Consider the following 9,368-nt stretch of genomic DNA (forward strand, 5'->3'; position numbering starts at 1 on the left):
GGCCGGACATATGGACGCAAGCGATCGAAAACGACGCAAAACAACCGTTGCAGGCAGGGCGCCGTCCACATATGGATCCCAGGGTCTCCGCGACGGAGCTTCGCTCCTGCTTCGCCCAGGGATGACGAGGGTGAGGGGCCTCGGCCAGCCTTACGGTCTTGCCTCAGCGCGTCAATTGCTGATTCATCCAAGGCGGTTAGCCGCCTTTTCTCCCGACCTGATTCAACGACCTCGCATAACGATCCAAACGAAAGGACCAAGCCATGGCCACGACGAAACTTCTGAGCGATGCCGAGGTGGAAAAAATCCCGGCGGTCAAGGCGGTATTCGACGACATCCGTGCGACGCGCAAATCCGATTTCGTCAACAATTTCTGGCGCGGGCTGGCCAATGATCCGGCGTCGCTGAAGCGGGTGTGGGAACAGCTCAAGGCGGTGATGGTCGCCGACAGCGCCATCGATCCGCTGACCAAGGAGATGATCTACATCGCCGTCTCGACCGCCAATGGCTGCTCCTATTGCGTCCATTCGCATACGGCGACAGCCCGGGCCAAGGGCATGACCGATGCGCAGCATGGCGAACTGGTCTCGATCATCGGGCTGGCCGGGCAGACCAACCAGATGGTCACCGCGATGCAGATACCGGTCGATCCGCAGTTCGAGGTGCGGTGAGGTGAGGCGCGGCGCCTTCCCTTCTCCCCTTGTGGGAGAAGGTGGCCGAGCGAAGCTCGGTCGGATGAGGGGTGCTGGACGGATCGCGGCCTTGGAGACGTAAGTGCTTCAAATCGCTGGGATTTTCTCCGCCTAGTTTCTTCCAGCACCCTCATCCGTCTCGGCGCTACGCGCCGATCCACATTCTCCCACAAGGGGAGAAGGGACGCGCGCTACACCGGCCGATAAACCTTCTCCGCCGTGTTCCAGAAAATATCGGCCTCGGCCGCCGCGCCGTGTTTCGCCACCGCCTCCCGGTGCGCCCTGATCAGCTCGGCGTGGCTGGTCCACAGCTTCTCGATCGGGAAGTTCGAGCCGAACATCAGGTGGTCGCTGCCGAGGATGTCGATAGTGTTGTCGACGATATAGCCGATCAGCGCCGGGTCGTTGTGGTGGACGAAGGTGCCGAGGCCGGACAGCTTTGCATAGAGGTTGGGCGCCGCTGACAGCGTGCGCAGGCCTGCCTTCCAGGCCTCGGTGGTTTCGGGCTCCATGTCGGTCAGCATGCCGGCATGGGTGAGGATGAAATTGGTCTCGGGGTTCTCGCCGACGAGCGTCAGCCCATCCTTCATCTGGGCGGGGAAAAGCTGCAGGTCGAAGGACAGGCCGTAATGCTTGAGCCGCGCGACATTGGCCCGCACCTTCGGGTCGATGACCTGATCGGCCGAGGCGGCGAAGCGGAAGGCCGGCGTTTGGTGCCAGTGCAGCTGCATGCGCACGCCGCGCAGCAGCGGATACTTGATCAGCCGGTCGATCTGGGAACGCACGTCGTCCACGGTCATGTCGGCATAGCCGACGATGGCGTGCGGCCAGCCGGTTTCTTCCGCGGTCTTCTGCAGGAACGCGACCTCGTTCTCGAAATCCTCCTTGGCCCAGTTGGTCTGGACATAGACCGCCTTCTCGACGCCCGAGCCTTGCTGGTCGGCGAGGAATTCCTCGATCGGATAGTCGCGGCGGATCGGCTCGTAAGGGCCAAAGATGCGCGGCACCATCGGCCCGACCAGCCATGGCTGGTCCTTTTGGCGCCAGATGTGGAAATGCGCGTCGATCGCCTTCTGCATCACGAAACCCTCTTCCAGATTGCCGCGGCCGCCGGGGCGGGGCGGGCGAGCGACAGGATGAACTCGGTGAGGCCCGCGATGGACGAGCCGTCGACCAGGTCGTCGAGCACCGGCAGGATGGCGCGAAGTGCTGCCGTGGCCGGCCGGAAGCGCGGATCGCCGGCCAACGGCGTCGCCAGCGAAAGCCGAAAGGCGCGGGCGCTCAGCCGGCGCATCGCCGTCTCCAGCTCGGCATGATCGCCGCGCTCCAGCGCATCCGACAGGATGACGATCGCCGCCCCGCGTGCAAAGGCGGAGAAGCGCGGCACCGATAGAAACGCGAGCAGCGTCGGTCCCATACGGGTGCCGCCGTCCCAGTCGTCGACCTGGGCAGCGGCGCGGGCCAGCGCCTGGTCGCGGTCGCGAATGCGCAGCGGCGAGGTGATGCGGGTCAGCCGTGTGCCGAAAGTGAAGACCTCCGCCCGGTCGGCGCCTTGCACCGCCGCATGCGCCAGCTTGAGATAGTCTGATGTGTAGAGTTTCATCGAGCCGGATACATCGATGAGGATGAGAAGCTTGCGCGGCACCGCCTGCCGCCGGCGCAGCAGCGGCGAGGGGATATCGCCGTCGGCGCTGACGATCTCCCTAAGCGAACGGCGCAGATCGAGCTTGCCGCGCGCATGCGTGCGTACGGTGCGGAAGGAGCGGCGCGCGGGCAAAGCGGTGGCGAGCTTGCGGCGGAAGGCGGCAAGCCCGTCGCTGTCGCGATGGAACTCGCGGACGCTCAACTGTTCGCTGGCCGAAGACAGTTCGCCGCCTTCCTCCTGGCGGATCACTTCGATTTCTTCTTCGCCCGTTGCACCATCGTCCTTGATGCGGGTTTCCTCGTCGGCCTCGCCCTCGATCAGCGCCGCGGCATCCCCATAGAAATGGCTCCGGAAATGCGCCTCGAATTCGTCGCGGCGGTCGGGCGGCGGCGCCAGCGTGGCGAGGGCCGCCTCGCGGATGTCGTTCATCGAGCGGGGTCCGAGCAATGTCACCGCTTGCATGAAGCCGGTGATTTGTTCGGGTGCGACGGCGAAGCCATAGCGGCGGAGCAGCCGGGCGAAGCCGAGGAACGGCGTGGTCGCACGGGGCAAGCTTTCCGCACGCATCATTCCTTCGCGCCCCCCTCTGTCCTGCCAGCGTCGCGCACTAGCCCTGGGGTATCGCGCTAGCGCGCTTCGATCGTGCATCACGCCAGCGCCTCCTCGACAATCTTGCCGAGCTCCGGCGCAATGCAGGAAAGGTCCTCCTCGTCTTTGATCAGCACGCCAATGGCCCGGCGAAACGCTTCCGGCCACGGGCTGCCGCCTTTTTCGAGGATGGTCGCGGCATTGGCCCACTCGACCGCCTCGGCGATGCCTGGTGGCTTGGCCAGCGGACGCGCGCGGATGTCGCGCACGGCGGAAGCCACGGCGCGCGCCGTGGCCTCGGCGACGTCGCCGGCGCGCAGCATGATGATCTCGGCCTCGCGAATGGCGTCGGGATAGGTGATCCAGTGATAGACGCAGCGCCGCCGCAGCGCTTCGGCCAGTTCACGGGTGCGGTTCGAGGTCAGGATGACGATCGGCTGCGCCGTCGCGCGAATGGTGCCGCGCTCGGGAATACTGATTTGGAAATCGGACAGGAACTCCAGCAGCAGCGCTTCGAATTCATGGTCGGACCGGTCGATTTCGTCGACCAGCAGGACGCGCTTTTCCGGCGCCTTCAGCACCTGCAGCAGCGGCCGCGCGATCAGGAAACGGTCGTCATAGATGTCGATCTCGTGCTCGCCGGCGTGGCGGATGGCGAGCAGCTGGCGCTGGTAGTTCCACTCGTATAGCGCATGTGCGGCGTCGATGCCCTCGTAGCATTGCAGCCGCACGAGATCGCGCCCGAGCACTTCGGCAATCGCCTTCGCCGCCTCCGTCTTGCCGACGCCGGGCGCGCCTTCGAGCAGCAGCGGCTTACCCAGCCTGATTGCCAGGAAGATGGCGGTGGCCAGGCTTTCATCGGCGAGATAGTGCGAGGCGGCGAGGCGGGACGCCACCGCCTCCGGCGAGGTCGCGACTGTCTCGGCACTTCTCTTGGGCATTTCCAACACTCAGTTCGATGCTTGCGCCTTCAGCGCCCGCAGGATGCGCTCCGGCGTGATCGGCAGCGTATCGATGCGCACGCCGACCGCGTCGAATACGGCATTGGCGACCGCCGGGATCTGCGGGTTGGCGCACATTTCGCCCGGCCCCTTGGCGCCATACGGCCCGTCCGCCGAGGGCCTCTCCAGCACGATGATATCGGTTTGAGCGAGATCCCCAGGACCCGGCATCAGATATTGGTTGAAGTCGGTGCCGCCATGGTCGCGATTGGGATAATAGGGTTCGGTCGTTTCGTAGAGCGCATGGCTGATGCCCATCCACGAGCCTCCGACGAGCTGCTGCTCGACCATTTTCGGGTTCAGCGCGCGGCCGATCTCAAAGACGTTCTTCACGGTCAGCACGGTGACTTCGCCGGTCTCGTCGTCGACTTCGACCTCGGCAACCGTGCAGGCGTGCGCGTAGCAGGTCGACGGCTTCATCGCGCCGGTCTCCTTTTCGGGATAGGAGCGGGGGATCAAAAACATGCCGCGGCCGGAAATCGAACGGCCTCGCTTGAAATGCGCCGACAGCGCGACATCGAAGATCGAGATCGATTTCTGCGGCGCGCCCTTGACCAGGATGTTGCCCTGGCCGTCGGTCTCGAGGTCGGACGCATTCACCTCCAGCTCCTCGGCCGCCACTTCCAGCATCACCTGGCGGGCTTCCCTGGCCGCCTGGATAACCGCATTGCCGGCGCGGTGCGTGCCGCGCGAGGCGAAGGTGCCCATGCAATGCGGGCCGGTGTCGGTGTCGGCGGTGTCGACGACGACGCGGTCGGTCGGCACGCCGATCGTCTCGGCGCAGATCTGCGCCATGATCTGCTTCATGCCCTGGCCGAGATCGACGCTCGACAGCGTCACCATGAAATTGCCGGTCGGCGTCGAATGCACCAGCGCCTGGGTCGGGTCGCCGCCGAGATTCATGCCGGTCGGATAATTGATCGCGGCGACGCCGCGTCCGCGCCTGATCGCCATCTCAAACTCCCTTCGCGTAAGAGGACATCGCCATGAATTTTTCCGCCACCGGCCAGTTGGCGGCGCGCGAGGCTTCCTGCATGCACTCGATCAGCGCAGCACCCTCGGTCGGCTGCCGATGTGCTTTCATGTCGCCATCGCGATAGGCGTTGATGAAACGGAATTCGAGCGGGTCCATGCCGATCAGCCGCGCGAGCTTGTCCATCTGCACCTCCAGCGCGAAATCGCCGATGGTGACGCCGAAGCCGCGCATCGCCGAGGACGGGGTGCGGTTGGTGTAGACGCAGTAGGTGTCGATCCAGACATTCGGGATCGTATACGGGCCGGGATAATGCCCGGCGCCCTTCTGCGCGCCGTAGGGCGAATGGCGCGAATAGGCGCCGGCGTCGGTGTAGCCGGTCACTTTGCGCGCGACGATGCGGCCGTCGTTCATGACGCCGTCCTTGATGACGACTTTCTCGGCGGCGCGCGGCGAGGAAATCTGCATCTCTTCCTCGCGGCTGTAGATAAAACAGACCGGTCGTCCTGTTATTTTGGCGCCAAGGATGGCGATCGGCTCGACGATGACGTCGACCTTGCCGCCAAAGCCGCCGCCGACAGTGCCGCCGACGAAATGCAGCTTGTTGCCGGGCATCTGCAGGATGATCGAGGCGCTATCGAGAGTGAAGAACATCGCCTGCGTGTTGGTGTAGCAGGTGAAGCGGTCGTTGCCCTCCGGCGCGACGATGCAGCCGGTCGTTTCGGTCGGCGCATGCTCGATCGGTGAAGACTGGTAGGTCTGTTCGAGCACGTGGTCGGCTCCTGTAAAGCCTGCCTCGACATCGCCGAAGCGCACCTTGCGGCATTCGCCGCTGTCGTAGAGGTAATAATTCCGGCCGTGATATTCGTTGACGATCGGAGCGCCGGGCTTCAGCGCTTCGTCCATGTCGAAGACGGCCGGCAGCACCTCGTAATCGACCTTGACCTTGGCGGCGGCTTCCTGGGCGGCGCGCTCGGTCTCGGCCAGCACCGCCACCACGGCCTCGCCCTTCCAGCGCACCTTGCCGTCGGCCAGCACCGTCTCGTCCTCCGGCCCGATCTGGATCAGGATCAGGATGGTGTAGACATTGTGCGGCACATCCTTGGCGGTCAGCACCTTGACGACGCCGGGGTGCTTTTCCGCCTCTGACGTATCGATGCTGCGGATGCGGGCGTGATGATGCGGGCTGCGCACCATCTTCAGGTGCAGCATGCCGGGAAAATTGCGGTCGGCGAAATAGGCGGTCTTGCCGGTGACATGGCCCGGCGAATCCGAACGCGGCCGCGGCTGGCCGATCTCGTGCAGATCGTCCTTGCGCTGGTCGGCGAAGTAGCTCTTGCGGAGTTCCATCTTCTTGACTCCCCTCAAGCCGCGTTCTGCGAATTGGACCGCGCGGCGCTCAGCACCGCCTGGATGATCGGCTCGTAGCCGGTACAGCGGCAGATATTGCCCGACAGCGCCTCGACCACATCCTCGCGGCTGGGGTTCGGCGTGTGATCCAGCAGCACCTTGGCGGCCATGATCATGCCCGGCGTGCAGAAACCGCATTGGGTGGCGAAAGCATCGAGGAAAGCGCGTTGCAGCGGATGCAGCACGCCGCCTTCCGCCAGTCCCGAGGTGGTGGTGACGGTTGCGCCATTGCAGGTCTCGGCCAGCGTCAGGCAGGACAGCCTGAGCTCGCCGTCGATGATGACCGAGCAGGCGCCGCAAGTGCCTTGATGGCAGCCGCCCTTCGGCGAGGTGTCGCCGATCTTGTCGCGCAACGCATGAAGCAGCGTCGTGCCGCTGTCGATGAACTCGGCTTTCTCCGCACCATTGAGCGTGAACTGAATCGGGACCTTTGCCATCTTTTTACTCCTTGCGCCGCAGCCAGGCGGACATATGCGCCACGGTCTTTCAGGCGAGCAGCAGCCGGCCGAGATGGACCGGCAGGACTTCGTTGCGATACCAGGCGCTGGCGATCGGATCGGTTGGCGGCGAAGTGCCGTCGCGGGCAACGGCCAGTGCCGGTGCGATGCCCTCGCTGGTGAGTTTCCGGCCAATCAAGGCTTTCTCCGCCGCCCTGGCACGGATCGGCCGGTCGGCCATGCAGCCGAGCGCGATCCGCGCTGACGTGACAGTGCCGTCCGGCGCCTGTTCCAGCACGGTGGCGATGCTCAGCACCGAAATGCCCTTTGGCTTGACCCGCGACACTTTCAGGAAGCGAAAGCCGCCTTCGGTCGGAAGCGTGAAGCCGACCGCGGTGACGATAGCGTCATTGCTCTCGCGCCTTGCCAGGAATGTCTCGATCGGCAGCTCGCCGTCGCTGGTGCTGACCGTTGCGTCCAGAGCCAGCAGCGCAACGGTGAAATCGCCGTAAGGCGTTGGCGCGAAGAGATTGCCGCCGACGCTCGCCATGTTGCGGATCGCCGGGCCGCCGACGGCGCGCGCGGCGTGGGCCAGCGGGGCGAGATCCGGATGGCGGGCGATCGCCGCCATGGTCACCGAAGCGCCGATGCGGACCTCGCCGCCGGAAATGTGGATAACCGACAGCGCCGGTTCGGTCGACCTGACGAAACCGGAGATCGACACGTCGCCTTCATTGGCGGCGCGCACGACCAACGTGCCGCCACCGAGGTAGCGGGTGCCGGCGGCTTTCAGCGCCGCGCCGGCGTCCTTCACCGTCGCGAAAGTCTGCAATGCAAGCGTCATGGAACGCTCCCTTTACGCCTGGCTCTGGCCGGCAAAATGGGCCTTCAGGGCGTTGAAGCCGCCCTGGAAGACGTTGGCGCCCATGCCTTCGGCCAGCTTGTCGGCTTCCTCTGGGGGCGCGTCGAAGCTGGCGGTCCATTCGGCATAGGTGCGGTCGCCGTCGGTCACCCGCCGCAACTGCAGCGTCGCCTTGTGGTTGGTGAGCGGCTGCGGCGTCTCCAGGATGGCGTAGCTGACGAGGAAGTTCTCGTCGGAGAAATCGAGCAGCTTTTCGCGCAGGCGGGCGCCGCTGGCGAGCTGGAAATTGCGCACGCAGCCGATCGTGCCGGCATCCTTGCCGTCCTCGATATGGCTTTCGACCATGCGCGGGTGCCAGGTCGGCAGGCCGTTGAAGTCGCGTATGCGCGCCCAGACCTTTTCGACCGGCGCGTCGATGACGCTGGAGATGGTGACTTTCGCCATTTGAACGTTCCCTCGCAAATCAGCTGCCTGGGAGGGTAGGGCGGCAGGCTCGGCGGCGCTTATCAATGCGTCTTGAACGCCTATCAAATAGTCTGAAAAACAGGCGCTCAGCTGATCGCCCGCGCCGCTTCGCGGTAAAGCGTCGGCGGGACGCCGACATGGTCGCGGAAGAAGCGCGAGAAATTGCCTTGCGTGGTGAAGCCGAGATTGCAGGCGACCGAGATCAGCGGCTCCTGCGACCACTGCAACTGCCGCACCGCTTCCTCCATGCGCAGCGTGTTCCAATAGACGTTGGGCGTCAGATTGGTCTGTTCCTTGAACAGTGCGAAGAAATGCGGCCGCGACAGGCCGACGCTGCGCGCCACGTCGTCGAAGCAGATGCGCTCGCAGACATTGGCTTTCATCAGCTGGATCGCCTTGCGGACGCGGAAATCCTGCATGGTGCTGACGCGGGCACGCACGGTCTGCGGTGCGGACGCGTCGGCGGCATCGAGCACGCTGTCGATGAAGCGCTCGATCTCGTAATTGGCGATGTCGTCGATGCTCTCATTGTCGCTGAGATGGTCGAGGAGGTTAGCCGCTGCCTTGTGCAGCCAAGGCTCGAGCGTGATTGCCGGGGCGGAGAACAGCGGCGCGGCGGAAGGCAGCTCGCGGCGTTTCCGTGCCCAGTCCGGATCGATGTAAAAGGCGAGGAACAGGCCGGGCGTGCCGTCGCGGGAGAGAGCGTGGCTGTGCGGCTGGAAGGAATTGATGCCGGCGGCGGTGCCCGGTCCAAGCCGCACCGTCTCACGGCCGATGGTCATCTCGCCGGCGGTGCCTTCCAGCCAGATGATGATATGCGCCTCGACATGGGCGTGGGTGACGAAGTCGCTGGCGACGTTCAGGACAGAAACATGTCCGAACCGGCCCCAGTAGAGCCTGATCGCTTCCGTCATGGGTATATCCTCCCGCAGGCGACTGGCCTCCCTTCGCCTGCTGCGAGCGATTGTGCGGCGCAGTTCGGGCTTGCGTCAAGACGGATGTGCACGTCCGGGCGCCGGCCATGCGCCGCAGCGGCGGATTTTCAGACCCGGCGATAGGAGCGCGTCCCCTTCTCCCCCTGTGGGAGAAGGTGGATCGGCGCGCTAGCGCCGAGACGGTTGAGGGGTGTTGGAAGAAATGAGGCGATGCCAAACTGGAGCCCCCCTCATCCGTCGCCTTCGGCGACACCTTCTCCCACAAGGAGATCTTTGCACAGAAGCCGATCAGTGATTCTGTTGTGAGGTTGGAGCAGGGAGATTCGCGATGGTGGATCGTGTTCTGGGTCAGTTGAGTCT

Annotated in this window: 10 protein-coding genes; 1 reads left to right on the top strand and 9 read right to left on the bottom strand. The window is 64.7% G+C overall.

Features of this window, described 5'->3' with window-relative positions; genetic code table 11:
• The first annotated feature begins 263 nt into the window (after nt 1-263).
• Complete coding sequence (locus NKI72_RS33000; RefSeq protein ID WP_352542966.1) at nt 264-671, top strand: carboxymuconolactone decarboxylase family protein; 408 nt, start codon at nt 264-266, stop codon at nt 669-671.
• Nucleotides 672-883: 212 nt separating this feature from the next.
• Here the strand turns inward: NKI72_RS33000 and NKI72_RS33005 are convergent, their stop codons facing one another.
• The 9 genes from NKI72_RS33005 to NKI72_RS33045 all read right to left on the bottom strand — a co-directional run bounded on the left by NKI72_RS33005 (nt 884) and on the right by NKI72_RS33045 (nt 8,987).
• Nucleotides 884-1,771: an amidohydrolase family protein gene (locus tag NKI72_RS33005; protein WP_352852011.1), complete on the bottom strand. Its 888-nt coding sequence runs from the start codon at nt 1,769-1,771 to the stop codon at nt 884-886.
• Nucleotides 1,771-2,907, bottom strand: a complete 1,137-nt coding sequence (locus NKI72_RS33010) for a vWA domain-containing protein (RefSeq protein ID WP_352852002.1) — start codon at nt 2,905-2,907, stop codon at nt 1,771-1,773. Before NKI72_RS33010 ends, NKI72_RS33005 begins: the two co-directional genes overlap by 1 nt.
• Nucleotides 2,908-2,984: 77 nt before the next feature.
• Nucleotides 2,985-3,866, bottom strand: a complete 882-nt coding sequence (locus NKI72_RS33015) for an AAA family ATPase (protein ID WP_352852003.1) — start codon at nt 3,864-3,866, stop codon at nt 2,985-2,987.
• 9 nt (nt 3,867-3,875) lie between these two features.
• On the bottom strand, nt 3,876-4,880 hold the full coding sequence (locus NKI72_RS33020; protein WP_352852005.1) for a xanthine dehydrogenase family protein molybdopterin-binding subunit: 1,005 nt from the start codon (nt 4,878-4,880) through the stop codon (nt 3,876-3,878).
• A 1-nt stretch (nt 4,881) separates the two neighbouring features.
• A complete protein-coding gene (locus NKI72_RS33025) occupies nt 4,882-6,249 on the bottom strand; it encodes a xanthine dehydrogenase family protein molybdopterin-binding subunit (RefSeq protein WP_352852007.1) in 1,368 nt (455 codons plus the stop codon).
• Nucleotides 6,250-6,263: 14 nt separating this feature from the next.
• Nucleotides 6,264-6,746 (bottom strand): (2Fe-2S)-binding protein, encoded by a 483-nt coding sequence (locus NKI72_RS33030; RefSeq protein WP_352852009.1) that lies wholly within the window; start codon nt 6,744-6,746, stop codon nt 6,264-6,266.
• A gap of 49 nt (nt 6,747-6,795) precedes the next feature.
• Nucleotides 6,796-7,590, bottom strand: coding sequence for an FAD binding domain-containing protein (locus tag NKI72_RS33035; protein ID WP_352684797.1), 795 nt, complete (start codon nt 7,588-7,590; stop codon nt 6,796-6,798).
• Between the two features lie 12 nt (nt 7,591-7,602).
• Nucleotides 7,603-8,052: an SRPBCC family protein gene (locus NKI72_RS33040; protein WP_352684795.1), complete on the bottom strand. Its 450-nt coding sequence runs from the start codon at nt 8,050-8,052 to the stop codon at nt 7,603-7,605.
• A 107-nt stretch (nt 8,053-8,159) separates the two neighbouring features.
• Nucleotides 8,160-8,987 carry a helix-turn-helix domain-containing protein gene (locus NKI72_RS33045; protein WP_352684793.1) on the bottom strand — a complete coding sequence of 276 codons (828 nt, stop codon included), beginning with the start codon at nt 8,985-8,987 and terminating at the stop codon, nt 8,160-8,162.
• Between the last annotated feature and the right edge of the window lie 381 nt (nt 8,988-9,368).

It is taken from the genome of Mesorhizobium sp. M0437 (assembly GCF_040321335.1).
Taxonomy (GTDB): domain Bacteria; phylum Pseudomonadota; class Alphaproteobacteria; order Rhizobiales; family Rhizobiaceae; genus Mesorhizobium.